Source organism: Candidatus Ryanbacteria bacterium CG10_big_fil_rev_8_21_14_0_10_43_42 (assembly GCA_002793915.1).
In the GTDB taxonomy this organism is placed as follows: domain Bacteria; phylum Patescibacteriota; class Minisyncoccia; order Ryanbacterales; family 2-02-FULL-48-12; genus 1-14-0-10-43-42.
The window spans coordinates 171,275-196,181 of sequence record PFEF01000006.1 but is presented as its reverse complement, the minus strand read 5'-3'; the positions used below and the strand labels follow the sequence as shown (position 1 = coordinate 196,181).

General features: G+C 42.1%; 24 protein-coding genes, 3 tRNA genes and 1 pseudogene. 1 reads left to right on the top strand and 27 read right to left on the bottom strand.

All coding sequences use genetic code 11. The features are described 5' to 3' along the window. Positions 1 to 15 precede the first annotated feature (15 nt). The 22 genes and pseudogenes from COU90_03450 to COU90_03345 form a co-directional block, all read right to left on the bottom strand. Positions 16 to 642, bottom strand: a complete 627-nt coding sequence (locus COU90_03450) for a 30S ribosomal protein S4 (GenBank protein PJE64472.1) — start codon at positions 640 to 642, stop codon at positions 16 to 18. A 30-nt stretch (positions 643 to 672) separates the two neighbouring features. Next, positions 673 to 1,056 carry a 30S ribosomal protein S11 gene (locus tag COU90_03445; protein PJE64489.1) on the bottom strand — a complete coding sequence of 128 codons (384 nt, stop codon included), beginning with the start codon at positions 1,054 to 1,056 and terminating at the stop codon, positions 673 to 675. A gap of 88 nt (positions 1,057 to 1,144) precedes the next feature. Then, the gene (locus COU90_03440; protein PJE64471.1) at positions 1,145 to 1,531 is read right to left on the bottom strand and encodes a 30S ribosomal protein S13; all 387 of its coding nucleotides are present in this window, start codon (positions 1,529 to 1,531) and stop codon (positions 1,145 to 1,147) included. A 108-nt stretch (positions 1,532 to 1,639) separates the two neighbouring features. After that, positions 1,640 to 1,753 (bottom strand): 50S ribosomal protein L36, encoded by a 114-nt coding sequence (gene rpmJ, locus COU90_03435; GenBank protein PJE64470.1) that lies wholly within the window; start codon positions 1,751 to 1,753, stop codon positions 1,640 to 1,642. Positions 1,754 to 1,793: 40 nt separating this feature from the next. Further along, the gene (locus COU90_03430) at positions 1,794 to 2,012 is read right to left on the bottom strand and encodes a translation initiation factor IF-1 (GenBank protein ID PJE64469.1); all 219 of its coding nucleotides are present in this window, start codon (positions 2,010 to 2,012) and stop codon (positions 1,794 to 1,796) included. A gap of 231 nt (positions 2,013 to 2,243) precedes the next feature. Further along, positions 2,244 to 3,755: a hypothetical protein gene (locus COU90_03425; GenBank protein ID PJE64468.1), complete on the bottom strand. Its 1,512-nt coding sequence runs from the start codon at positions 3,753 to 3,755 to the stop codon at positions 2,244 to 2,246. A 22-nt stretch (positions 3,756 to 3,777) separates the two neighbouring features. Next, positions 3,778 to 4,953, bottom strand: a complete 1,176-nt coding sequence (locus tag COU90_03420; GenBank protein PJE64467.1) for a hypothetical protein — start codon at positions 4,951 to 4,953, stop codon at positions 3,778 to 3,780. 61 nt (positions 4,954 to 5,014) lie between these two features. Beyond that, complete coding sequence (locus COU90_03415; GenBank protein ID PJE64466.1) at positions 5,015 to 6,805, bottom strand: alanine--tRNA ligase; 1,791 nt, start codon at positions 6,803 to 6,805, stop codon at positions 5,015 to 5,017. Positions 6,806 to 6,844: 39 nt separating this feature from the next. Then, a complete protein-coding gene (locus COU90_03410; GenBank protein ID PJE64465.1) occupies positions 6,845 to 7,975 on the bottom strand; it encodes a tRNA 2-thiouridine(34) synthase MnmA in 1,131 nt (376 codons plus the stop codon). A 1,121-nt stretch (positions 7,976 to 9,096) separates the two neighbouring features. Further along, positions 9,097 to 9,723 (bottom strand): annotated as a pseudogene (locus COU90_03405) (protein-L-isoaspartate O-methyltransferase). A 101-nt stretch (positions 9,724 to 9,824) separates the two neighbouring features. Next, positions 9,825 to 10,835: an amino-acid racemase gene (locus tag COU90_03400; protein ID PJE64464.1), complete on the bottom strand. Its 1,011-nt coding sequence runs from the start codon at positions 10,833 to 10,835 to the stop codon at positions 9,825 to 9,827. A 7-nt stretch (positions 10,836 to 10,842) separates the two neighbouring features. Beyond that, positions 10,843 to 11,772, bottom strand: a complete 930-nt coding sequence (locus tag COU90_03395) for a hypothetical protein (GenBank protein PJE64463.1) — start codon at positions 11,770 to 11,772, stop codon at positions 10,843 to 10,845. Positions 11,773 to 11,860: 88 nt separating this feature from the next. Beyond that, positions 11,861 to 11,931: transfer RNA gene (locus tag COU90_03390), tRNA-Trp, on the bottom strand. A gap of 80 nt (positions 11,932 to 12,011) precedes the next feature. After that, positions 12,012 to 12,170, bottom strand: coding sequence for a 50S ribosomal protein L33 (gene rpmG, locus COU90_03385; GenBank protein PJE64462.1), 159 nt, complete (start codon positions 12,168 to 12,170; stop codon positions 12,012 to 12,014). Positions 12,171 to 12,231: 61 nt separating this feature from the next. After that, positions 12,232 to 12,307, bottom strand: a tRNA-Thr gene (locus COU90_03380). A gap of 8 nt (positions 12,308 to 12,315) precedes the next feature. Then, positions 12,316 to 12,399: transfer RNA gene (locus COU90_03375), tRNA-Tyr, on the bottom strand. A 238-nt stretch (positions 12,400 to 12,637) separates the two neighbouring features. Then, a complete protein-coding gene (gene clpB / locus COU90_03370; protein ID PJE64461.1) occupies positions 12,638 to 15,322 on the bottom strand; it encodes an ATP-dependent chaperone ClpB in 2,685 nt (894 codons plus the stop codon). A gap of 26 nt (positions 15,323 to 15,348) precedes the next feature. Continuing rightward, on the bottom strand, positions 15,349 to 16,575 hold the full coding sequence (locus tag COU90_03365; protein PJE64460.1) for a hypothetical protein: 1,227 nt from the start codon (positions 16,573 to 16,575) through the stop codon (positions 15,349 to 15,351). A 104-nt stretch (positions 16,576 to 16,679) separates the two neighbouring features. Beyond that, positions 16,680 to 17,264, bottom strand: coding sequence for a superoxide dismutase (locus COU90_03360; GenBank protein PJE64459.1), 585 nt, complete (start codon positions 17,262 to 17,264; stop codon positions 16,680 to 16,682). 49 nt (positions 17,265 to 17,313) lie between these two features. Further along, the gene (locus COU90_03355; protein ID PJE64458.1) at positions 17,314 to 17,544 is read right to left on the bottom strand and encodes a ferredoxin; all 231 of its coding nucleotides are present in this window, start codon (positions 17,542 to 17,544) and stop codon (positions 17,314 to 17,316) included. 24 nt (positions 17,545 to 17,568) lie between these two features. Then, positions 17,569 to 18,774, bottom strand: coding sequence for a cysteine desulfurase NifS (locus tag COU90_03350; protein PJE64457.1), 1,206 nt, complete (start codon positions 18,772 to 18,774; stop codon positions 17,569 to 17,571). A 13-nt stretch (positions 18,775 to 18,787) separates the two neighbouring features. Then, on the bottom strand, positions 18,788 to 19,069 hold the full coding sequence (locus tag COU90_03345) for a hypothetical protein (protein ID PJE64456.1): 282 nt from the start codon (positions 19,067 to 19,069) through the stop codon (positions 18,788 to 18,790). A 170-nt stretch (positions 19,070 to 19,239) separates the two neighbouring features. On the opposite strand from COU90_03345, the gene COU90_03340 reads away from it, so the two are divergent. Continuing rightward, complete coding sequence (locus tag COU90_03340) at positions 19,240 to 20,580, top strand: hypothetical protein (protein PJE64455.1); 1,341 nt, start codon at positions 19,240 to 19,242, stop codon at positions 20,578 to 20,580. A 50-nt stretch (positions 20,581 to 20,630) separates the two neighbouring features. Here the strand turns inward: COU90_03340 and COU90_03335 are convergent, their stop codons facing one another. From COU90_03335 to COU90_03315, 5 genes are read right to left on the bottom strand one after another with little or no spacing between them, the layout of a single operon-like run. Further along, positions 20,631 to 21,296, bottom strand: a complete 666-nt coding sequence (locus COU90_03335) for a 50S ribosomal protein L25 (GenBank protein ID PJE64454.1) — start codon at positions 21,294 to 21,296, stop codon at positions 20,631 to 20,633. 41 nt (positions 21,297 to 21,337) lie between these two features. Beyond that, on the bottom strand, positions 21,338 to 22,201 hold the full coding sequence (locus COU90_03330; GenBank protein ID PJE64453.1) for a tagatose-bisphosphate aldolase: 864 nt from the start codon (positions 22,199 to 22,201) through the stop codon (positions 21,338 to 21,340). Between the two features lie 33 nt (positions 22,202 to 22,234). After that, positions 22,235 to 23,218: a hypothetical protein gene (locus COU90_03325; protein ID PJE64452.1), complete on the bottom strand. Its 984-nt coding sequence runs from the start codon at positions 23,216 to 23,218 to the stop codon at positions 22,235 to 22,237. A 17-nt stretch (positions 23,219 to 23,235) separates the two neighbouring features. After that, the gene (locus COU90_03320) at positions 23,236 to 23,883 is read right to left on the bottom strand and encodes a hypothetical protein (GenBank protein PJE64451.1); all 648 of its coding nucleotides are present in this window, start codon (positions 23,881 to 23,883) and stop codon (positions 23,236 to 23,238) included. Positions 23,884 to 23,905: 22 nt separating this feature from the next. Beyond that, positions 23,906 to 24,907: a transketolase gene (locus COU90_03315; GenBank protein PJE64450.1), complete on the bottom strand. Its 1,002-nt coding sequence runs from the start codon at positions 24,905 to 24,907 to the stop codon at positions 23,906 to 23,908.

The window sequence follows — 24,907 nt, the reverse complement described above, 5'->3', positions numbered from 1 at the left end:
TTGGAATAAACCATATTAACGAGCATAGTACTCAATAATAAGTTTCGTGTTGTGCGAAGAAGGTTCTGCATCAGGCATTTTTGTTACCGTTGCTTGAAGTTTTTCCGCATCCATCGTTATCCATAACGGCGGTTTGCTGTCCTTGATGGATTGTTCGATTATTTCTTTAAACGCGCTTTCTTTAATGCGGGAAGAGAGCGATATGACATCACCCGGTTTTATAATGGTGGATGAAATACTGGCTTTTTTATCATTTATCCGAATATGACCATGACTGATAAGCTGACGGGCAATACTGCGTGATACGGTAAACCCCGACATAAACACTACGGTATCAAGACGCCGCGTAAGTGTTTCCATAAGTTTTTCACCCGCATCAGCTCCTTTTATCGTCATGGCATGCCGAACATAGTTGCCGAACTGGGTTTCGTCTATGTGATGCATATGACGAACTTTTTGTTTTTCACGCAATTGTGTGCCGTATTCTGAAATATTTCTCCGGCGACGCGTTGTCTTACCGCCTTGTATGCCGGGGGCGTAGGGCTTTCGTACGATAGCACATTTGGAAGTAAAACAACGCTCCCCTTTTAGGAAGAGTTTTTCTCCGGCACGGCGACATGTTTTACATTTTGGATCTTTCATAGTTTTAATATTTCAAATCTTTTTACTATGCTATGGGTGGCGAACTTTTCGTGCTCGAGGACCATTAAAGGGGACGGGAGTCATGTCTTTTATAAATGTAATGGCAAGTCCTCCCGATGCGATTGATCGAATGGCAGACTCACGTCCGGCACCAACACCGCGTACAAAAATATTAACATTTTCAAGACCAATTGCTTTTGCGCGTTCCGTTAGTAGTGTTGCAACTTTAGAAGCGGCATAGGGAGTGCTTTTCTTGGCACCCGAAAATCCAAGTGATCCGGCACTTCCCCAAAAAATAACAGCGCCGTGTTCATCAGTGAATGTGATGATGGTGTTATTGTATGTGGAATTAATATATACGTGCCCTGCGGAAATGCGTCGCTTAATTTTTTTCTTCAAAGCGGCGATCGTCAAATGTTCTGACGAAGTTGTATCTCCTTTTTTAATTATGCGTTTCTTACCCATGCCAGAACATTAAAAAATTATAATTATGCCATTCATACTATTTCTTATCTACCGACCGCCGTCCGCTCCCCATTGTTTTGCGCGTATTTCCACGACGCGTGCGGGAATTCGTTTTGGTGCGCTGTCCATGGGAGGGTAGTCCGCGTAAGTGGCGCGTGCCTCGATAAGAATTAATATCACGGAGACGTTTTATATTTCCCGCAATTTCACGCCGCAAATCCCCCTCCACTTTATGGCTTTTCTCTATTATCTCGCGGATGCGGGATAATTCCTGTGGAGAAAGGTCGGAAGTTCTTTTTGCGGGATCAACTTTTGCAGATGAAAGAATACCGTTTGCGGATTGCCGACCGATGCCATACACATAGGTAAGAGCAATATCAATTTTCTTATTGTCCGGTATATCAATGCCTGAAATACGTGCCATTCTAAATTTTTACTGAATATTAATAAAGATTATTCCGGATATACAGCCTGTGGCATATAACACACCCTGTTTGTGTTATATGTTGCAAGTTGCATACCTGTTATTAATCTATCCCTGACGCTGTTTATGCTTCGGAACGGTGCACGTAACATAGAGCCGTCCCTTGCGACGGATTATTTTACATTTATTACAGATCTTTTTCACCGAAGCTCGAACTTTCATGTAACACATTAAGGAGTGATAATATGACTATGGCGTGTATTTATAGTCTATGCACAATGCGTCCTTTAGACATATCATAGGGGCTCATTTCTATACGCACGCGATCGCCGAGTAAAACGCGAATATAATGAAGTCTCATTTTACCCCCCAGATGGGCAAGAATCTCCCCACCATCGTCTAACGTAACGCGAAACGTTGTATTTGGCAAGGTTTCTGTAACAGAACCCTCTTTTATGATCTTATCGGAATTATGTGCCATAAAAATATAAAACCCGCATTTCTGCGGTATGGAGAATGTCTTCAAAAACAGGGATGTCTTTTTTAAGAGTATTTCCCTAAGGAAATTCCCTAAAAAGTGGTTTTTTAGCAAACTCCAGAGCCATCTTGTACCCCTTTTAGCTAAATACAGGGTTTTTAAGAAGCATACTTTGTAGAAGAATCATACCGTACAGGATATGCAAAGTCAAGGATTTATGGGAGAAAACAGGTGTTATAGCTGTGTATCCGTAATTTCCTTTGTTAGAACAATATTTTTCCTGTCCGGCGGTATTAATCGAACCCACTTTGGCGAAAAGCGAACTTCGGCATGATCGATAGCGGCGTAGGTTGCAAAAATATCATGCAATACATCAGGCGAAGGCGCGCCAAGAACATCAGTTACAAGAGCATCCTCCGAAAAATTCCAAAGAAATTGAACGGGGCCTGTAACTTCCAATACCAATGTTCCGGCATCAAGACTTCGTCTCACTACCGATAAGGAAATATCGTCGGTGTTGGCGAGATGAACACGATCGGACGGTAGACCTAATGCATTTGCTAAATAGGCACCAAGATCTTCCGTTCGAAAAATAAGGGCTCGTCCTTCCATGACAACTGATCCGGTAAACTGTTCCGCCGGGTCTCCGGCTTCGGGAGAGAATGTGTTTTCTTCGGTAAGGATTTCATATGCGTCATCAAGCAGTATAAACTCTTCAGGAACAGCCTCTTTTAGGTTGTTATACGCCTCTTCTCGCGCCATATTTTTTAAAAGCTCCTCGGCGGCATCCCGATCTTTTTCCGTAATAATATTGGTTTCCCCGATGAATCCGCCGGTAAGAGATGTTTTGGTGCGAGCATAAAATCCTTCAAAGCGAGGAGATCCTTTAAATCCCGGTATGGTGAAATCGGCGGAATCTTTGTTATATTCTTCCCCGCTTGTATCGGCGTATACCGTTACATCGATGGAATTAGGAACAATTTTTCCATCTTTAATACCGGCTCCGGGAACTGTTATGGGTTTTTGAATACGATAAATTTTTCCATCGGGAGCTTCGAAGCGCGTATTTGCCACAAGAACCTGTTCTTGCGAACTAAATGCATTATAAATCGTTATGGTGCCGTGAGCTTTTGTTTCAACGGTATCATGTCCGGTAGCGGGAAATGATTCTTGTTTTGGATGAGATATGGTTATTACTTCACCGGAGATGCTTCCTTCCCGGCCATCAGTTGCGATAATGATTTCTTTTTGCACGACATGCGTTTCTGATTTAAGTCCCAGTGTTATGTGCATTTTGGCAAATGTTTGGCCAAATGCGTAGATGCCACCACCGGTAAGAGCAGTAAGGATAAAAACAATGCCAAGTACGCGTTTCCATGAGGAAGGTGTCTGTCGGAATACAGTTTGGTCGGAAGGAGGCGGTGCGGGAACATCGAATGATTTTTTACGTTTCTGAAACCACATATCAAGAGATTCCTTTTTTGTAGAAGATAAAAAGGGATTTTTTTCGGAAGGCGTTTCCGCAGAGACTTTTTTAGCAGATGATTTTTTAGCAGAGGGTTTTTTTACGGCCCTTTTTTTTATTTGTTCCGGCATGGCGGTAAGGCGTACGTCCGGCTTGCGAGGTGGTAAAATATCGGCCACAATAAAACGCCCCGAAGAGGGATCGCGCGGAATGGCGGAAGGTGTTCCTTCCGGATATGTGCCTTCCCCGGGATGGTTTTTAAATACATCACCCATAAACATATCTGTTAATCATATCTCTATGTTATAAAATATTTCGTGAACAAAGCAACGCAAGACAAGTTACGCCAAAATCACGCGGACCGGTAAGTGTGCTCATTGCACTGAACTCATTTTGAAAAAGTTTTGGATCGGCAATGGTAATATGAGGTGTTTCAGATGTATGCGTTTTATGTAACAGTTCAGACGAAAAAGATTGTCTATACGCTTTTAAAAATGCGCCACCGCCGGAAAGAACGATATTTGAAGGAATATCATTTTCCTTTGCATACGTTGTCAGGGCCGCGGAAAGTGCCACGCACCATTCGCGTACATGATGATTAGTTATAGCGGCTATGTTTTCGCTTTTTTTGGAATCAAGAACTTCTTTAGAAAATTGCCGTAAAAGAGACTCCCCTTCTTTGAATGAAACATTAAAATATTCGCTTACTTTCCGTGCTAATGAAGCATTTCCAAGAGGAATTGTAATAATTTTTTCAAGAACGTCATCGTAAATGATTGATATTTCAGATATTTCACCCCCGATATCCACATGCACCAATCCTTCCTTGAAAGGAATAGCGGATCCTATGGCATAAAAACATGCGGTAGGAAGAGATGTTATATGTAATTTTTTCTCCGAAACAAGAGGCGCAAAAAGATCATATAGTTCATTAATATATTTTTTTGCCGTCGTTTCGTATCGTACAAATAATGTAAGGGTTTTTCCCGTGGCACCGACTATTTCGGGTATTCGATAGCCATTGATTATTGTTTTTAAAAGGGTACTTCCGAACAAATGTAATTTAAGGTTTTCTTTTGGGGATATGTATTCCTCTGTGAAGGATTTCTCCCCTTTTTTAATAAGAGTGAGAATCTCTTCTTTTGTAATAGGAGCCGACGCCTTGGGTCGCGTTGATGTGAGTGTTATAAGACGGGAAATATAAAAGGGAGCGGAAAGACCAACGTACGCAAAGTCAGGATTTTTTTTCAAAGATGCCCGAATTGTTTTAAGAAGGTCCCGTAATTGCGTTGTGATCTGGCGCTCCAATGTTTCTGCTCGCGGTTTTCGGGGCATATCAAGGGACGCACGATATACATTTTTTATGCAGGGCTTTGATGTCGGAAGACAATTCGGCGCAGTAAACACGACCGCGGTAATGGACGATGTTCCAATATCAACGGCAAGTCCCATAATTTCTTTTTTCCCTAAAGAAAACATGTTTTTAGTATATCATGTCGCCTTTGCCTCTCCAATATTTATAGTATGTATCGTGTGAATTTTATTCTAACACAGCGCGAATTCTGCGTATTCCGGCGGATGATGCTTCTTCCTTTTTAATTTTGAACACACCAATAATGTCTCCGGTGTTTTTTACATGAGGGCCGCCGCATAACTCTTTGGAGTATACGGTGTCGTCGCTACATATGATGCTGTATACCGTTACATCGTCAGGATATTTTTCCCAAAAACTTCCTTCGACACCGGTTTGCCGAGCTTCTTCTTTCGGAACTATTTTTGTTGTCATGGGACATTTTTTTTGTATGGCGGAATTAACGTAGTCTTCCACCTTATCAAGAATATCGCGTTCTACCTTTTTCGGATATGTAAAATCAAATCGTGCGCGTTCTTCATTGATATTTGATCCTGCCTGATGAACGTCCGGCCCTAAGTAGGCGCGGAGTGCCGCAAGCATAAGATGAGTTGCCGTATGAAGCATGGTTGTTTTCTCATTCATATTGGCAAGTCCTCCCTTAAATTTACCGGTTGAACTTGTACGGGAGATATGCTGATGATGTTTCATTTCTTCATAAAATCCTTTTTTATCAACCGTAATTTCTTTTTCCTTTGCTATTTCCTCAATAAGTTCCAGGGGAAATCCATACGTGGAAAACAAGGTGAATGCGTCCGATCCCGATATGGTATGCTTTTTATATTTTTCAAATTCCTTCAGGCCTCTTTCCAATGTCTGCCTAAATTTTGTTTCTTCTTCCCGCACTCCCTTTTCTATGTCGTGTTCTTTCATCTTCAAGGCAGGATATGCATCATTATATTTTTGTAGAATTACCGGAATAAGGGAAGAAAGAGTATATGGAGGTATGCCCAGTATGTCGGCACGGCGAATACTGCGCCGCAAAAGCCGTCTTAAGATGTATCCTCTGTCGGTATTTGAGGGCGCAACTCCGTCTCCCATGATAAAAACGCTTGCTCGCATGTGGTCTGCGATAATACGTTCATGTGTCGTATCGGAATGAAGAGCATGGTTTTTTATGTGCGTAATGACGGGTAGAAACAGATCAGTATCGTACACATGGTGTTTTTTCTGTACCACAGCAACAACGCGCTCAAATCCGGATCCGGTATCAACATTTTTATTTTTTAATTTGCCAACGATAGCGCCATCCTTTTTTTCATACTCCATAAATACGTCATTCCATATCTCCACTAATTCTTGCTTTGCATCAGCGGCAATAAATTCTTTTTTGGAAAGACCCCCGGTAAGATTTCCTGTAAGATCATAGAACATTTCACTATCCGGACCACACGGGCCTTGTTCTCCCGGACTCCACCAATTTGATTTTGCGTCCATATAAAATATTCTTTTTTTGGGGTCAAGATTTTCTCGTTCAAAAATATTTTCCCATATAGCATATGCTTCTGTGTCTGCGGGTGCTGTCTCGTTTCCCTCAAAAACGGTTACATAGAGACGTTTTGGATCAAGTGCCAGGCCGTCATCTTTGGATGTCAGAAATTCATAACTCCATTCAATCGCTTCTTTTTTAAAATAATCCCCTAGCGACCAATTACCGAGCATCTCAAAAAATGTAAGATGGGTATTATCACCCACTTCTTCAATATCAACGGTACGGATACATTTTTGCGTATTGGCAATTCTTCTACTGCCGGTAGGATGCGGTAATCCCATAAGGTATGGCACGAGTGGTTGCATACCGGCGGTATTAAAAAGAACGGAAGGATCATTTTCCGGCACTAAAGGCGCCGACGGCACAATAGTGTGTCCTCGTTTCTCAAAAAAGTCCAAGAACCGTTTTCGAATTTCATCGGAAGTCATAAAAACAGTATACGGTATAATGTTTTAAGTATAAAGTGTTTACAGGCCGGCAATAATACCGCCACCAATCATCTCTCCTCCGTTTGCGTAGAATACGATTGATTGACCGGGAGTTACGGCTTTTTGCGGTTTTTTAAATGTTACATAATAGCTTTCAATTTTCTGCCCCGTATTATCTTTATGTAATACTTGTAGAGTTGCGTCCTGCAAGGGTTGCCGGTAGCGAATACGCGCAAGACATGAAAGCGGAAGTTTGGGATGCTTTTCCGTTATCCAGTTTATATTGGATACGGTAAGTTCTTTTTTTGCAAGCAATGAATTATGGTTTTCAACGACGGTTATGGTGTTGCGTTTCATATCTTTTGTCGAAACATATAATGGTTTTTTATCCATGCCTCCTTCTTCGACTGAAATATTAAAACCATGTCTTTGACCGATGGTATAAAACGCAGTACCGTCATGCGTGCCAATAATATTTCCGGTTTCATTTAACACATCTCCTTGTTTTTGCGGTATACGCATGCGTAAAAATTCCGCGAAATCAAATTGTCCTACAAAACATACGCCTTGGGAATCTTTTTTGTCCCATGAAGGCAATTTTGCTTTTTTCGCCAGTGCGCGTACGGTGTTTTTCGTGTATTCCCCAATAGGAAAAAGACTATGCATAAGTTCTTTTTGCGTAAGAGTCCAGAGGAAATATGTTTGATCTTTATTTTTATCCTCCGCTTCAAAAAGACTATAGATGGAATTTTGTAATTCTTTATCCTCTGTTCTCCGTTTTTTAATGTAATGTCCGGTTGCTATGAAATCCGCCCCTTCTTTAAGGGCGCGATTAAGAAACATTTTAAATTTTATCTCTTTATTGCACATAATATCAGGGTTTGGCGTGCGTCCTTTTTTATATTCGAGAAGCATATAATGCGCCACCTTTTTTTCATACGCATCGCTAAAATCCCATACGGTAAAGGGTATGCCTAAAAAAGCCGCTACGCGGGATGCCATAATGCGATCATCGGCGGATGTACAGACTATATCGGGTGGTATCCATTCTTTCATGAATACTCCGTAGACATCGTATCCTTGCTTTTTAAGCAGTAAAGCCGCTACGGAAGAATCAACGCCGCCGCTCATGGCTACATATACTTTTTTTGATTTTTTACCATAATGCATCGTCGACAGTCTATCACGTGAGAAATATATTTCCAAGGAGGGATACTTGAGAATCAGGGAATATATAAAGCTTTTTTTTGTTTATGTTCCTCAAAAGTTCGACTGTAATGTATGGTAAGATTGTTGTCCGAAAGGTAGTAAAAATAAGGTGTTTCTTCAGGGTGTAGAGCGGCTTTAATGGAGGCGATGCCCGGATTTGCTATGGGACCTGCCGGAAGACCTTTTATTACATAGGTATTATAGGGAGATTTAAGGGCAAGATCGTCTTTTGTAAGAAGACTGCTCCCTCTTCCGGTAACGTACATGAGGGATGCATCAAGCTGAAGCGGAATATTTGCCTGTAAGCGGTTGTTAATGATTCCCGCAATAATGCGTTTGTCTTCATAGGTAATGGCTTCTTTTTCAAGAAGAGATGCGAACGTAAGAACCTCATGAAGCGTGCGTCCTTGTGCTTCTATCTCTTCAAATAAACCTTCTTCGCGGAGACGTGTTTCAAAATTTTGAAGCATTTTAAATGTTATTTCCGGTGGTGTGGCATCATCAAAAAAATCGTACGTATCGGGAAATAAATATCCTTCAAGAGTTGCTTGCAGGGGTTTTGTGTTCAAAAAGGAAAACTGCTTTACAAGATCGGAAACATGCGAAAGAGAAGTATAGGTATCCGCCAGCATGTTATCTTCCGGTGGTCTGCCTGCCGTGCGCCAAAATTCTTCCCGGGAAAACAAACCGGCTTCCTCCAAGCTAAGAGCAATACCGCGCAGTGTGGAGCTTTCCGGGACACGTACGGTTAAAATACGCCGAAACGGAGGACTTACCAGCACACGGGAAACCGACAATGAAGACCGTGGTTTTTCGAAAAGATACACGCCCGCCTGAATACGGCTCAAATCCCCCCGGAAGAAAAGATGCAAGAGGAATACGTTTTCGAAACGCACGATATGCTTTTCTGTCAGTATGCGCGAAACCTGACGGGCGGTAGAACCACCGGGGATGGTAATTTCTTGCGGATAGGGGGCGGAGGGAGGAGAAATACCATACACGAATAAGACAAGCACTGCCATAAGAAGAGCGGCGATTGTGTTTAAAAATATATTTCCCGTAGGTAATGTGCGAATGGTTTTTTCTGTTACGAGAGGAACGAATGCAAATCCGGGATATTCCTCCTTTTTAAATGATCCGTCTTTCTTTTTTGTAAATACCCAAAGAGAATGATCAATGGGCATGACGATTTTTCCTCCAACGGCGAGTTGTTTTTCCCAGTTATGCGGAACGGAAGGAGCGGCGGCGGCGGCGATGATTTTATCAAATCCGCCGTATCGTTTTGCCTCCAGAGGAAGTCCGTCTTTTGCATCTCTGCAGTGCAGATGTACGGTCTGTTTTCCCCAATGAGAAGAATAATTTTCCAGATTTTTTTTGCCGAATATGCAAAGATTTTTTATGCGTTCAATAGCGTGTACCTTCCCCTCCTTTCCCACACAATGAGCAAGAAGCGCTGTTTGCCATCCGGAACCGTACCCCACATCCATGATAATTTCACCGGGTCTTGGGTCTAAAAGTTCAAGCATGAGAGTTACGGTATAGGGTTGTGAGATGGTTTGATCATTTCCTATGGGAAAAGCTTCATCTATACCGGCAAGAGGACGCAAATCATTCGGCATAAAATCCCGCCGTTTTATGGTACGGAATGCATCGATAATACGAGGTGTTTTTAAAACACCTTTTTCTATAAGATCATCGGCAAGTTGCATGGGATAATATACATACTACATTATAACCATATTGTTTTCCATATGGTTATTGTCGTATATTTCCATTATATATGTAAAATAAAAATCACCGCGCATAATAATTACGCGGCGATGTATGGTATTTTTAATAACGATTTATGAAGCTTCTCCGCGTACGTACGAAGAAACAATATGGGTTTATAGCGTGAAATTCTTACCCACGGTGTTTCAATTGTCGTCCCTCCGTACTTTTTCTTATATTCACCGCCACCACCCATATTATAAATTCGCATGCCGTGCGTCTTCCAGTACATCATAGCGTACCAATGCATGGATTCATTTGGCCGTAGATAATTATATGCGGGAATACTGGCGCCACCCCAAAAGTATGCAATGGAATTCCATGCCGGAAATATACCGGTTGCAATACATACCCTATCCCTATTATATATCCTAAGCAATAGAAGTAATTCGAAACTACCTAGAGTATCAATCAAGGCTTTAACACGCTTTTCATCGTATGTGGGGGTGCTGTGCTGTTTTTTGAAAACAGCTATAAGGTTATCGTGATAATCCCGGACAAAACTCGTGTCCATAGGTGCTTCTTCTATGGTTATGCCGTTTTTTTTAGCCGCTTTCAAGTTGCGCCGGCGATTCTGATTCATTTTTCCAAGAAGAATATCCGGCGATTGAGTAAGGTCGATCTCAAACGTCCCAAATATCCTGTGAGATAAAGGATACTTTTTGGAAATAGCGTAAAATTGCGAGAGGTTTATGTCCTTGTCCATAATCTCTATATGCATACACCCAAGTTTATGGAATGCATAATCCGTAACAGCAAATAGAGCTTTTTCCGGCGATATGGCATTTGATAGGCAAAATCCCATATAACCGGTTGTCCAGCCCGGAAAAGGACTTCCAAGAATACGTATGCCAAATTTTTTTACCATACACCCTATAAAGTATCCGGCAATGCACCCGTCCTGCATAAGAGCGATTATAACGGGATCTGCTCCTTGAGTATTTTTTATGAATTTCAGCCACACCGGTGTTTGAAATAATGTTAAATACTCTCTGAATGCCTCGTTAACCTCACTCACCCGTTCACATGTGATCATTAGACATCTCCCCATAATCTCGTTAACTTGTCCCGCGGGTACGAAGTATTTTATCGAGCAACCATACCCATTCCATTTTTCTTTGTTCTTTTGGTGTTATTATGGAAACAGGCTGTTGTGCCAGAAGATGGTCGAGTAGTTCATGTACCGGCACAAACCACCCGTTCATTTTTGAAAGACGCGTCATGCGTTTCTTAAACTGCGCATGTAATTTTCCGTTTTCCATAAAACCGCCCGCAAAATGCGTATACATGATACATACACCGCGTTCTTCCGCTAAACGATCTTGATTGGCTTCACTTATCATTTTGTTAAATGAGTTAACATTTGCGCCCTCTGATGACGGAAACCAATACGGTATACTTGTCCTTAGAGGATCTTTATAGGGAATTTTTCGGCATACACTTGCGAGATTAATACTGGAAAACACAAAGCTTCGCACATACGTTATTTTTTCATAGCAATAATCACCCCAAAAGTAAGGACTCATATTCATGTGACCCTGAAATTTGCGATGATTTTTGTTTAATGTGAGAAGTCGGTAAATAATCTTACGCATGCCTGCAATGCGGGCATCTCCCCAATACAGAGAATCCCGACACCCGCTGTGATTAGCCATACTATACGGATAGTGACCAAACAGGGAATGAAATTCTTCAAGTCCACGAATTACCTTTTCACGAAGAGATGATACGCACGCAACGTTGTGAAGAGCAATTTCAAATCCCTCATTTTGAAGTTGAAGGGCGTGATTAAGATACGCGGTATTTTGACAACTGCTTCCCCACCGAGTCTGTATTTCAGCATCATCAGCACTAAGAGGCCAGATACCTTTAGTGGTTCGCATGCCTATGTCAGTGAGAAATGTATATACATCTTTATGTTCCAGTGTTTGATTGTCGGGATCATCAAAAATCGTAAAAACGAAATCTTTATTTTCCGGCAATTGCATAAGAACACCTCCCTTTTTAAAGGTTGTATCGAATGCACCGTAAGCTAAATTAAAAGAAAAGTCAATATAAGAATTGCACGTCTTTGTGCGGGGGTACTTGGATTCGAACCAAGATCGCTGGTTTTGGAGACCAGAATTCTGCCATTGAACTATACCCCCATTACATTAAGCTACGTTACTATATAAAGTATATAGGAATTTTTGTAATTTTAAAGGGAGCAGGTATGCTCCCTTTAAAATTATTTCTTAATTTCTTTGTGAGGTGTGCGTGCGCGATCCCATTTGCAAAATTTCGAAAGATCAAGTTTTCGCTCTACCTTTTTCTTATTTTTGCGAGTCCAGTAGTTGATTCGTTTGCACGTTGTGCATTGAAGTTTGATAAGATTTGGCTGTGGCATAGTGATGTGTTAGTTTGTGGACGATTTATAACACAGATATAATACTTTTACAATATCTCTCTGGAGCCGTCGATCGGGATTGAACCGATGACCTTCGCCTTACCATGGCGACGCTCTACCAACTGAGCTACGACGGCGTATTGTGTGGGCCGGGCAGGATTCGAACCTGCGTAGGCATATAGCCGCTAGATTTACAGTCTAGTGCGATTGACCGCTCCGCCACCGACCCAATTTATTATGAGATACTTCGTAGGCAATACCGCTAGAGTAAGACATGCCGGGAGCATGTCGAACGGCTAGGCATTGACCGCTCCGCCACCGACCCATGATAACTTATATATTGCCGTATACAACATAGCTAATTGTAATATAGGGCTATGTTGATTTTTAACGTGAGTATATTGTACACAAAAATCCCGCCGGTGTATAGGGCGGGATTTTTGTGTTCGGTAAAAATAACGACTTTGCTACGCTGAAGCGGAAAGGGATTTCTTAGTTGTCACACGGGATCGTTTTTTTGGCTTTACCGTTGATTCAAGTATGAGCTTATTGTCTTTTACGTCCACATGGATAGTTGATCCCTTTTCCACTTTTCGCGCCACAATAAGTTCGGCGAGCGGATTTAGTATCTGACTCTCAATCAGTCGCTTTAAGGGACGCGCTCCGTAATTTGGATCATATCCCTCTCGAGCCAAGAATTTGCGCGCTTCCGTACTTACCTTTAATGCAATCTGCTTGTCTTCCAATCGTTTTACGACACGGATTAACTGAATTTTTACAATTTCACTTAGAACATCCTGGGATAAACTGTCAAAGATGATAATTTCATCCAGACGATTAAGAAATTCCGGACGAAAATTACGTTCCAGAGATTCTCGGATTTTTCCTTTTAGGTCATCTTCCCTGCGTTCGTTGGTATCTTCTCCGTCAGCGGAGAATCCCAAGCGCTCCATTTCCCGTACAAACTCTGATCCGATGTTTGATGTCATAATGATAACGGTATTTTTGAAATTTACATGACGCCCCTTGGCATCGGTAAGACGGCCGTTGTCCAAAATTTGAAGCATGATGTTAAATACTTCCGGATGCGCCTTTTCAATTTCATCGAATAAAACGACGGAATAAGGCCTATGACGAATGAGTTCCGTAAGCTGTCCACCCTCTTCATGACCCACATAACCGGGGGGAGAGCCGATAAATTTGGAAACCGTATGGCGTTCCATGTATTCCGACATATCCACTCGAATAAGTGCGCGTTCATCGTTAAACATAAATCCGGCAAGAGTGCGTGCGAGCTCTGTTTTCCCCACTCCGGTAGGACCTAAGAACATAAAAGATCCCACCGGACGATCTTCTTCTGCAATACCCGCTCGGGAACGGCGGATGGCCTGAGCTACTTTTATAATGGCATCATCTTGTCCCACTACACGATTTTTAAGAACACTTTCCATTTTAAGAAGCTTTTGCGCTTCCTCTTCGAGCATGCGTGTTACCGGAATGCCGGTCCAGCGAGAAATAACTTCGGCGATGTCTTCTTCGTCAACACGCTCTTTAAGAATTTTACGGGAGGATTGTAATTTACGAAGTTTTATTTCTTCTTGTTTGATATTTTTCTCAAGAGCCGGTATGCGGCCGTAGCGGATTTCAGCAACATGTGCTAAATTTCCTTCCCGTTCCGCCATATCCGATTCCTGTCGAAGATTGTCCAGATTTTTTTTCATACCGCGGATATTCGAAATAGCATCTTTTTCATTTTTCCATGCAAGCTCAAGACCTTCGGTTTTTTCCCGTACATCCTCAATCTGTTTTTGAATTTTACGGACTTTTTGCCGATTATTCCCCTCTGTTTCGCGATGTAATGCTTCTTTTTCGATTTCAAGCCGCATAATTTCTCTACGAGAACGATCAAGATCCTTCGGCATCGAATCGATTTCAAGCCGCAATGAAGAAGCTGCCTCATCCACCAGGTCGATAGCTTTATCGGGTAGAAAACGGTCGCTAAGATAACGCGCTGAAAGCTGTACGGCGGCAATAAGGGAGTCGTCCGAAATACGTACACCGTGATGAAGTTCGTATTTTTCTTTAAGACCACGCATAATAGCAACGGCATCTTCTACGGAAGGTTCTTCTACATACACCGGTTGAAAGCGGCGTGCTAAAGCGGCATCTTTTTCAATATATTTTTGATACTCCTTAATGGTAGTAGCACCAACGGCATGCAGTTCCCCTCGTGCAAGGGCCGGTTTTAGCATATTAGATGCATCAATGGCGCCTTCAGCGGCACCGGCACCGACAATAGTGTGAAGCTCATCGATAAACAAAAGGATATTTCCCGCCGCCCGATCAATTTCTTTCAGGACCGCCTTAAGACGTTCTTCGAATTCACCGCGATATTTTGTTCCGGCAACAAGAGCCCCTAAATCAAGCGATATAAGTTCCTTATCCTTTAGACTTTCCGGAACATCTCCCGCAACAATACGTTCAGCAAGTCCTTCTACGATGGCTGTTTTTCCGACACCGGGCTCACCGATAAGTACCGGGTTGTTCTTTGTGCGGCGCGACAAAATCTGCATAACGCGCCGAATCTCTTCTTCTCGCCCAATTACCGGATCAAGTTTTTCTTCGCGTGCAAGGCGCGTTAAGTTGCGGGCATATTTTTCAAGCGCCTGGTATTTCGCTTCCGGTTCCATGTCCGTTATTGTTTGTGATCCGCGTATTTCGGTAAGAATATGCATAACGGCATCCTTTTCGATGCGAAACTTGGCAAGAACATCGTGAGCACGTGATGGAACTTCGATAAGAGCCAAAAACAAATGCTCTGTTGATATAAATTCATCCTTCAGGCTGGCCGCCAGTTTGTGTGATTCTTCCAATATGCGTGCCAAATCCTGTGTCAGATAGATTTGAGGCGTTGGCGCGAGTACTTCAGCACGCATATTACCGTTTAATTTATCAAACACGGAATCAAGAAGAAGTTGAACGTCAATTTCCATACGATCCAGCATAGACATAACAATACCCTCTTCCTGAAGAAGAAGAGCTGTTAGAAGATGGAGCGCATCAATTTGGTTATGTCCACGTTCAATAGCGAGTTCGTGAGCCCGCTTTAATGCTTCCTGTGCTTTTACGGTGAAATTATGAAATGGAGTCATGGTGTATGATTATGTTATCAATATGGTTAGTCGGGTAATTCATCAAGCGTTACGGAAAATTGAAGATTTTGAGTTCCCCTTAATACTGAAAGCGTTATAGTTTCTCCTACGGTGCTTTCCTGGATGCGTTCAGCTAAATGGTGAGCTTGAGTAAGCGCAATACCGTTAATTTCCGTAATAATATCTCCCTCCCGAAGACCGGCATCCGCCGCGGGAGATCCGGAAACAATAGCTGGTTCAGATGTATTTCCCGATATAATGAGTGCGCCCTCCGTTGCCGGTAAGTTTTGTTCTTCCGCAAGAGCATCCGTTACAATACGATAACGGATACCGAGAAATGCATAGGTAATACGACCATATTTTTCTACTTGTGCAATATCACGCGTGATGAGATTTGATGGCACGGCGAAACTTATATTTTCGGCCCCTGTAATAATAGCAGTGTTAATACCGATTACTTCTCCGCGGAGATTGAGGAGGGGGCCGCCGGAATTTCCCGGATTTATGGCCGCATCCGTCTGAATAACACGCTGAAGATCGGAAGGACCGTTAATGCCGCCATTAGCGGTTACGGTTCGTCCGGTGCCGGAAATAACACCTACTGATACGGTATTTTGGAATTGCCCCAACGCATTACCAATCGCAATAATGCTTTGCCCAATTTTTATATCGGAAGAATTTCCCAAAGAAATAAACGGAAGATTTTGAGCGTCTATGTTAAGAATGGCGATATCATGGATTGGGTCACGTGCCATGACGGTAGCATGATAAGATGCTCCGTTGTTGAGAATTACCGTATAAGCTGCTTCCGTATCGGCGACAACGTGCCGGTTGGTAATAATGGTGCCATCGGAAGATGTAATAAACCCTGATCCACGACCTATTTCTTGTTCTTTTATTTCCGGATTAAAATTTGAAAATAAATCGCTAAACGGATCTATTAAAACATGCTCAAAGCTTGGAAGATCACGTGTAGCTATAATGCTTACGACGGCGGGAGACGCTTCCTCCACCACAGCTACTACACGATCCTCTTCGGAAACTACGACTATGGTATCTTTTTCGGAAGAAGCGTCGGTATGTTGGGTGGGTGTTGTAACTCGATCCACAACACGTTGAAGAATTGTTTGCGAAGAGGGTTTCGAAGGCATAGCCTCAAGAAGAGACACTGTAACTGTTACCGTGCTTAAAGATGTTACAAAGCTTACCAAAAGGACAAGCCAGATAAGTTGTGCTTTAGTTAAATCTTCCATATAAGCCTAATGTGACATGCGGTAATACGCGCATTGATATGTTTTATTTTACTGATGTTTATTAATTATGTCAATACTATTTTTCTTTTTATAGTCCTATCGGTTTATATGCCGTATTTCTCCAAAAGGCCGTTTACATGTTCCCAGTTAATATTTTTGAAGAATGATTCAATATATGTTTTTCGAGCCGTACCGTAGTCGATAAAGTAAGCATGCTCGTAAATATCCATAATCAGAAGAGCTACCATATTCCAGACCCCCCCATGATTATGAGCATCGCAGAGAACGGTACGAAGTTTTTTTTCATCAAGATCATATCCGAGAACTGCCCAACCGCGTCCGGCTATGCCAGTTGCTTTAAATTCTTTTTCCCATGCATCATATGATCCAAAATCTCTTTCAATAAGCGTTTTTATGGGTCCCGATATATTTGACCCATTTGGTATCATATTATCGAAATACCCCTCATGTAATTTAACGCCATTTACGGCAAAAGTTTCTTCTCGTTTCAGTTCCCCAAACTCACTATATACGCCATTCGCCGCTGATGTATCGGCTGTTTTTATTTTCTCTTCAATTTCAGTCGTTTTCTTTACATAACCGGCATATAAAACATTATGATGTTCCGCGAGTTGTTTTTCGGATATGCCGTCTAATTCTTTGTAAGCAAGCGGTTTTACTTCTCTCATAGTACTATAAGTTAATGTATAAGCGGTAAATAGTTATAGAGGCTGTAATTTAAGGATATATTTGTTCTCCATTTTCATCGTATACAAATATGGCACGCGTAGGGCATGATTTTGCCGCCAAAATAATGGTTTCGGTATCGGCACCCTTGGCGTTCTTTACTACCGCCTTATTCTCTTCGTCAAGTTCAAATACGTCCGGCGCCACTGCCACACAACTCGCGGCTCCGATGCAAAGCGCGCGATCAACAAACAATTTACCTATTTTTTTTTCGGGATTCATTTAATATTATTGCTGAATTATTTTTTATTTGACAAGCGTATCGGACGGCATTTTCTCAAGCAAAACAAGAATACGAGAAAGAGCGCGTAGCACGCAGTCTATATCTTTTTTTGTGGTATATTTTCCAAAAGAAAAGCGAATACTTTCCCGTGCCTCTTTTTCTGATCTTCCTAACCCAATCATAACATGAGACGGATGGTCTGTGGTAGTAGCACATGCTGACTGAGAAGATACGGCAATTCCTTCATTATCAAGATATATAGCCAATATTTCCCCGTTTCTATTCGGAAACATTACATGCACTATGTGCGGCAATTTCCCCCCTTTTTCTATAGAAGACAGCGTTATGCGTGCCTCGGGGATTTTTTGTGTAATTGTTTTTATAAAATAATCTTGAAGTATGGAAAGACGGCGTACCTCTTTTTCCTTATTTTTTTCAATCTCCGTAAGAGCATGAGCAATACCGACAATGCCGGCTACGTTTTCAGTTCCGCTTCGCAAGGTGTTTTCTTGTCCGCCACCCTTCCAGAACGGATTAAATGACACTTCCCTGCTTTTATATAAAACACCAACACCCTTCGGTCCGTATATCTTTGATCCGTTAAGAGTAAAAAGATCGGTATGCAAGCGCAGTATATTTATATCGAGATATCCTGCGGCCTGACAAGCGTCGGTATGAAGCCATACGGGGAGTGTTTCATTGTTATTAAGCCGGCGCATACGTTCGTTTTTTACTATTTTTGCGATGTCTTTTATGGGTTGAACACTGCCAATTTCGTTATTAGCATACATTATGGATATAAAAACAGTTTCGGGACGTATACTTTTTTTAATATCTTCCATATGTATCGTTCCTTCTTTGCTTACGGAAACATAAGAAACAGGATAGTTTTTTTGTTCAAACATACGAATATTCTCCAAAGCGGCGGGGTGTTCTATAGTACTTGTTATGATATGTTTTTTGGGGAACAGCGTAAGAATACCGTGTATAGCAAGAGCGACCGATTCCGTACCTGATCCGGTGAATATGATCTCATCATCATGCACATGCAATATGCGGGCAACATCTGCCCGCGCTTTCATGATGGCCTTTTTTGCAATGCGTCCTTCCTCATGAATAGAAGATGGATTTCCATATGCATTTTTTAAGAATGGCAACATTGATCTTAAGGTCGAGGGATTAAGCGGTGTTGCGGCGGCATAATCAAGATAGATTCTCCTTTTTTTCATAATACTTCATTGTTTATATTCGTATGGACGCCGAAAAAATACCGCAACTTCGGCAAGGATAATTATTATTATACGTATAGTAGATGTGTTTCCCTTCCTGTTTTTTCTCGACTATGCTGTTTTTAAACAAGACATCCAAATGATGTGACACCGTTGGTTGTGTTATTCCGAGCATGCGAGTGAGTTCCGTTACATTACGCGCCCCATGTTCTTGTAATTCCTTAAGAATACGAAGGCGTGTTCGTTCCGCAAGAGTTTTAAAACACGATACGCATGATTTTTTAACAGAGTTCATATCCGTATCATATAGATTAGTATCTATATGATACGGATATGAGAAAATAAGTCAATGTTCCCATTTTACTGCATCCTCCCCCAATTCCCATTCATCAGACTAAAGTCGTCAAGCATCTTATCATGTGTGGATAGTGAAAAAATTATAAATTCGGTATACTTAAGGAACATATGAATATTATATTTCGATTATTATATATTACTCTGGGATTAAGTATTTTGGGATCCTTTCCGATAAGACTTCTGGCGCAACCTGCGAGCGAGCTTGTTGAGGCACAGCGAAACGCTCTCAAAACAGAACTTAATGCATTAGAAAGTCAGATTAACGGGTTTAATATCCTTATTGACGGAAAACGAAGTGAAGCGGCTTCTTTGGAAAGAGATATAGCCATTATTGATGCTCAAGTCAAAAAAGCACAACTTGAGGTACGTAGGCGTGATTTGGCTATCGGGGAAATCTCTTCAACCATAGAGGAAAAAAATCGTTCCATAGAAGAAATGGGACGTAAAATAAATGCGGAACGAGATTCCCTTAAGGAGGCCATGCGTACGTTGTATGAGTATGATGATACATCGGTGGTGGAAATGCTGTTAGGATATGATGAACTTTCCGATTTTTTTGTGGAACTTGATACTATTGATTCTTTACAGTTTGCTATTCAAACATCCTTTCACGAACTGCGAACGAATATTATTACGGAAGAACAGGTAAAAGAAGATTTGCTGGGAGAAAAACAAGAGCAAACGGAACTTCGTGCGTTACAGGAAATTGAAAAGCGCATACAACAGCAAAAAGAGCAAGAAAAACAAAATATCCTTACTGTAACGCGGGGTGAGCAGTCAAATTATCAGAAACTCGCTGATGAAAAGAAACGTCGTGCCGCGGATATTCGCAGTCAGCTATTTTTACTGCAAGGGTCTCCCGCTATTCCCTTTGAGCAGGCACTTGCTCATGCAGAAGCGGCATCTGTCGGTACTGGTGTGCGAGCCGCATTTATCCTGGGAATTATTGCACAAGAATCAGAACTGGGAAGAAATATTGGGCAGTGTAATTTAGTCGATGATCCACCGAAATACAAATGGCAAAACGTCATGAAACCCGGACGAGACGACGGACCGTTTTTACAGGTTATAAACGAACTGGGACTTGATCCTAATCAAATGCCTGTTTCCTGTCCTATGCGTGATTCAAGCGGAAATCGTGTTGGTTGGGGAGGCGCTATGGGACCGGCTCAATTTATTCCATCTACTTGGGTATTATACAAAGATGCCGTATCTCGTATTACCGGAAACACACCCGCAAATCCTTGGAATCCCAAGGATGCCTTTACGGCATCCGCTCTTCTTCTTCGCGATAATGGCGCGGTTTCAAATGAATTTAAAGCGGCTGCCCGTTATTTTGCGGGAGGTAATTGGGATTCTTATTTAGGGCGATCGTATGCCAATCAAGTACTTGCCAAAGTAGAAACATATCAAGATCAAATAGATATTCTAAATAGTCTTACTCGCTAGCACAAAAAAACTTCCCTTAAGGGGAGTTTTTTTGTGCATTTATTGTATTATTATTTATTCTCCGTATCTTCTTCAGAAGACTCTTCCGGTTTTTTACCGGTAACTTCGATATCTTCAACGGATGTACCGGCCGGCATTTCATCAAGCGCCGCAAGATCTTCGTCAGAACGCGGTGCTTCTACCAGAGCAACAACTTGTTCGCCGTCGGTAAGGATTTCAACACCTGAAGGCATCGGTATATCTTTAATAAGTATCTGATCTTCGAATGTGCGGAGTGATTTGAGAGGAATTTCTATTTCGTGAGGTAAGTCTTTAGGTAAAGCACGTACCTCCACTTCCTGAATTACACGCACTAGGACACCTCCCAATGTTTTTAAGGCATCTGACTCACCCGTAAAAGAGAGTGCCACCATGGCGTCAATAGGTTTATTCATTTGAACGGCATAGAAGTCTATATGAATGGGGTTGTCGTGTATAGGGTGAAGTGCCACATCTTGGATAAGTACGTTATAAGATTTGTCGCCCTCTATCACAAGGGTAATAACGGAAGATTCACCCTCCCGGCGCCATGTCTTTTCAAATACATGACTTTCTACGGAAAGAGGCTGTGGTTTGGTACCATATCCATATAAAACAGCAGGAACAAACCCTGCCGCGCGTACACGACATGATTTTTTTCCTAATTCTTTTCGAGATGTTGCTATGAGTTCAGCCATGAGGAATATTGTAGCACAATGCGCAATGCGCGGCAAGTATCCTATTTTCCCGTAAACAGGGTAATTTTTTCTTTTACTATATTCTTTATCGCCTCTATGCCGGGAGGAAATAATTTATAAGGTGTTGTTTCTTCTTCATTTTCCGCAAAGGCTTTCCTAAGTGTTGTTATATATGCCACACGAAGCTCTGTGGAAACATGCACATTATTCATACCGAGCGCAATGGCTTCTTTAATATGTCCAAGCGGTATACCGGATCCGCCATGCAGAACAAGCGCTACGTCTTCCGGCAACGCATCTTTAATGGCTTTAATGCGTTCAAAATCAAGTTGCGGTTCATTAGCGGCAATGCCATGCAGATTTCCTATAGCGGCGGCAAAGCGATCGATACCTGTTTCTTTTACGAAAACAGCGGCTTCTTCCGGTTGTGTCAAACTTCCTTCCGGAATAGAAACTGTTTCGTCATATATTTTTGAAGAATCCGTTGGTAAATATCCCAATTCACCCTCTACAGATATAGCCGGATTTTTCGATTTGGCGTAATCAACAACTTCCTTTACACCGGCAAGATTTTTTTCATATGGTTCTTTTGAAAGATCTATATGTATGGAAGTATACCCGGCATCAATCGCTTCTTTTGCGGCCGCCACACTTTTATGATGGTCCGCATTCAGATATATTATAATACCGTACTCGTCTCGCATACTTTCCGTGAGTGCCAACGCCTGCCGACGCCCGATAAATGCGGCCTCCCCTTCTGATGTTCCAATCATGACAGCAGATGCATTTACCGCCTTCGCTCCTTCCATAATGCCGCGGAACATATCTAAATTTGAAATGTTAAAGTGGCCAATAGCGTGTTGTTCCGTTCGCGTATGACGTAAAATTTCCTGTAGTGTAAGCATGGTAAAAATAAAGAATAAAAACGTTATCAAATACTATAATTGTTTCGGTACATAATCACGAGGAGCATTTGCAAGAAACTCTTCCAAACGCTCCTTTGAAAGAAGTCCTTCCTGGGCACCGACATATTGCACCACCGACATGGAATTAATAGGTGCGCGCCGAAGCGCTTCATCGGTACTCATCCCCGTAGCAAGAAATGCCGCCAAAGTGGACGAAAATGCGTCCCCGGCTCCCGTGCGGTCTACCGGAGGCTTGGGATCCGGGTAGAGCGGCATACTCCACATCTCCGCTCCGTCATATGTATAAGCACCATTTTTTCCATCAGTGATAACAACAAGCCGCGGGCCCACTTTATGCATCATCTCCAACAGTTTTTTTATATCACGCTCTTCCGTTTCCAAAATGCGTTCCGCCTCCTCCTTATTGCAGACAAAAAAATCAGAACGCTTGTATATTTCCGACAAACGATCCTTTCCAAATTTCATTTGATAGGTACCGGGCTGGAATGCGAGTTTTACATTGGGATGTATGTTTAAATACTCCACTAAAGCATCATGAAAAGGAAGGGCATTTTCGCTCATGGAGGAAAAATATACCCATTTCGGTTCACCAAAACCAGGAAGCACGTAGTCGTATTTTTCATGCTTTACCAAAATAGTACGTTCATCGCCATACCACAAAACATAATGATAGTTTGTTTTTTCTCCTTCATGCGATGCCACAAATTGCGTATCAACCTTATTCTTTTTCAAAGTATCAAGACATTCTCTTCCCCAATCATCAGCTCCCACATCAGAAATAAAAGCGGTTTTAAGTCCTAAACGAGCCGCCGAAACAGCGGCATTAGCGGCATTTCCCACGGCTGGTACAATCGTTACGTCATGATACGGTATTTTATCCTTAAATTTCATGCAGAGAAGATTGCGCTCCTCATCAACGGAAGCTCCCGCATCTTCCAATTTAATAAATGCATCTGTCACAACGTCTCCTATGGCTATAAAATCAAATTGCTCCATGAATAAAATATAAGCTGTTATTCTAGAATTTCCGCGGCAAATCCTTCAAGGATAGTGGTGATTCTTGCGGAAATATTTTTACCGGCAGATATACCGCGCAGTTCAAAATAGTATGTTTCTCCCGCCGGAATTTTTGCCGGTGTACCTTCGCCGTTTGTTATCGTAATACGAACAGTCTTTCGTTCATCGTCAAGGGACGCCGTATATTTTCCGGCAGGATTTGTAGTAAATGCGCTTGTCGTAAATTCACTGTCGGCAAAGGCATATAACTCGAGACGTTTTAGGGAAATATCCTGTTTTTCTATAACAAAGGTAAACGTATCAATTACTTCCGGGCGGTCCGGCCCGGCAGTAACACTGAATTTATACAAAACAACAAGTCCCTCTTGAAGATTATGACTGACAAGAGGTATATAGTCTGTACGCACATTCACCGCAGGTTCTTCAATATCAGCAGGTGGAGCTACATATACTTCCACTTCGGGTTTTTGAGCTTTCAGAAAATCTAAATCTTTTTGCAATTGAAAAATTTTCTTGAGTATGATGGAAATTTCTTCCTGGATACCGATAAGCACCGACGCCGATGATGCTGAATTATTTGATAAAATCGGAACAACGGATGCCAGTGCTACGATTAAAAAAGCAATGAGAAAGAAAGTACGCATATGATTGTGTGACAACTCTTTATTATTTGCGTTTAAGGACTTTTTTAACGGCTTTTATGATATCATGCGTTCCCATACCAAAATGCTCTAATAGTTCATCCGGTTCTCCCGATTCTCCAAATCGATCACGAACACCGATAAACTCCATAGGAACCGGATAATGCGCCGCTAAACATTCCGCTACAGCTCCTCCCATTCCTCCCGCTATTTGATGTTCTTCTATGGTAACCACTGCGCCGGCATTTTTTGCGGCTTCTATTATAGTATCATTATCAAGAGGTTTGACTGTATGATTATTAACTACCGTAACACCGATTCCTTTCTGCTCCAACTCTTGTGCCACTAAAAGAGCATTATGGAGAAGGGGGCCGGCGGCAATAAGGGCTACATCCGGTTTTTCTTTTGCCGACTGCCATATATAATATGCTTTCCCGATTTCGAATGCCGTTTCCGGCATAGTCATTATCGGTGTTTTTTCACGAGCAAGACGAAGGTACACACCACCCGAAAGCCCGGCCACCGCCATAGTAGCTTTTCGTGCCTCATGGGCATCAGCAGGTACAATAACAGACATATTGGGAATAACACGAGTAATGGCGATATCTTCAATGGCCTGGTGCGTAGCGCCGTCAGGGCCTACCGATATGCCGGCATGAGAACCCACTAAAATGGCATGAACATCATTGTAGCAAATAGTAGTACGAATTTGCTCCCAATTACGTCCGGGAGAAAACATGGCATATGAAGAAAAATAAGGAATTTTTCCCATTTTTGCGAGTCCGGATGCTACCGTTGCCAAATTTTGTTCCGCAACACCTATTTGAATAAAACGCTCCGGATACTTTTTGGCAAATGCATCCATTTTAGTAGATCCAGTAAGATCGGCACATAAACCAACCACGTGAGGGTTTTCATCTGCTATCTGAATAAGTCCTTCACCAAATCCGGCACGGAGCGGTATGCGTTCAACTTTTTTGGGATCAAGTATATTGGGAGCTAATTGTACGGCTGTATTAAGGGGCAT

Bases quoted from the DNA above. Each gene is read 5' to 3' on its own strand.
- COU90_03355 (PJE64458.1), bottom strand. From the start codon at position 17,544: ATGAATCCCGAAAAAAAAATAGGTAAATTGTTTGTTGATCGCGCGCTT.
- COU90_03450 (PJE64472.1), bottom strand. From the start codon at position 642: ATGAAAGATCCAAAATGTAAAACATGTCGCCGTGCCGGAGAAAAACTC.
- rpmJ (PJE64470.1), bottom strand. From the start codon at position 1,753: ATGAAAGTTCGAGCTTCGGTGAAAAAGATCTGTAATAAATGTAAAATA.
- COU90_03325 (PJE64452.1), bottom strand. From the start codon at position 23,218: ATGGAGCAATTTGATTTTATAGCCATAGGAGACGTTGTGACAGATGCA.
- COU90_03400 (PJE64464.1), bottom strand. From the start codon at position 10,835: ATGGGGAGATGTCTAATGATCACATGTGAACGGGTGAGTGAGGTTAAC.
- COU90_03425 (PJE64468.1), bottom strand. From the start codon at position 3,755: ATGTTTATGGGTGATGTATTTAAAAACCATCCCGGGGAAGGCACATAT.
- COU90_03330 (PJE64453.1), bottom strand. From the start codon at position 22,201: ATGCTTACACTACAGGAAATTTTACGTCATACGCGAACGGAACAACAC.
- COU90_03335 (PJE64454.1), bottom strand. From the start codon at position 21,296: ATGGCTGAACTCATAGCAACATCTCGAAAAGAATTAGGAAAAAAATCA.
- COU90_03345 (PJE64456.1), bottom strand. From the start codon at position 19,069: ATGAACTCTGTTAAAAAATCATGCGTATCGTGTTTTAAAACTCTTGCG.
- COU90_03320 (PJE64451.1), bottom strand. From the start codon at position 23,883: ATGCGTACTTTCTTTCTCATTGCTTTTTTAATCGTAGCACTGGCATCC.
- COU90_03415 (PJE64466.1), bottom strand. From the start codon at position 6,805: ATGACTTCCGATGAAATTCGAAAACGGTTCTTGGACTTTTTTGAGAAA.
- COU90_03365 (PJE64460.1), bottom strand. From the start codon at position 16,575: ATGGAAGATTTAACTAAAGCACAACTTATCTGGCTTGTCCTTTTGGTA.
- COU90_03430 (PJE64469.1), bottom strand. From the start codon at position 2,012: ATGGCACATAATTCCGATAAGATCATAAAAGAGGGTTCTGTTACAGAA.
- COU90_03360 (PJE64459.1), bottom strand. From the start codon at position 17,264: ATGAGAGAAGTAAAACCGCTTGCTTACAAAGAATTAGACGGCATATCC.
- COU90_03410 (PJE64465.1), bottom strand. From the start codon at position 7,975: ATGCATTATGGTAAAAAATCAAAAAAAGTATATGTAGCCATGAGCGGC.
- COU90_03315 (PJE64450.1), bottom strand. From the start codon at position 24,907: ATGCCCCTTAATACAGCCGTACAATTAGCTCCCAATATACTTGATCCC.
- COU90_03340 (PJE64455.1), top strand. From the start codon at position 19,240: ATGAATATTATATTTCGATTATTATATATTACTCTGGGATTAAGTATT.
- COU90_03395 (PJE64463.1), bottom strand. From the start codon at position 11,772: ATGCAATTGCCGGAAAATAAAGATTTCGTTTTTACGATTTTTGATGAT.
- COU90_03440 (PJE64471.1), bottom strand. From the start codon at position 1,531: ATGGCACGTATTTCAGGCATTGATATACCGGACAATAAGAAAATTGAT.
- rpmG (PJE64462.1), bottom strand. From the start codon at position 12,170: ATGCCACAGCCAAATCTTATCAAACTTCAATGCACAACGTGCAAACGA.
- COU90_03350 (PJE64457.1), bottom strand. From the start codon at position 18,774: ATGAAAAAAAGGAGAATCTATCTTGATTATGCCGCCGCAACACCGCTT.
- clpB (PJE64461.1), bottom strand. From the start codon at position 15,322: ATGACTCCATTTCATAATTTCACCGTAAAAGCACAGGAAGCATTAAAG.
- COU90_03420 (PJE64467.1), bottom strand. From the start codon at position 4,953: ATGTTTTCTTTAGGGAAAAAAGAAATTATGGGACTTGCCGTTGATATT.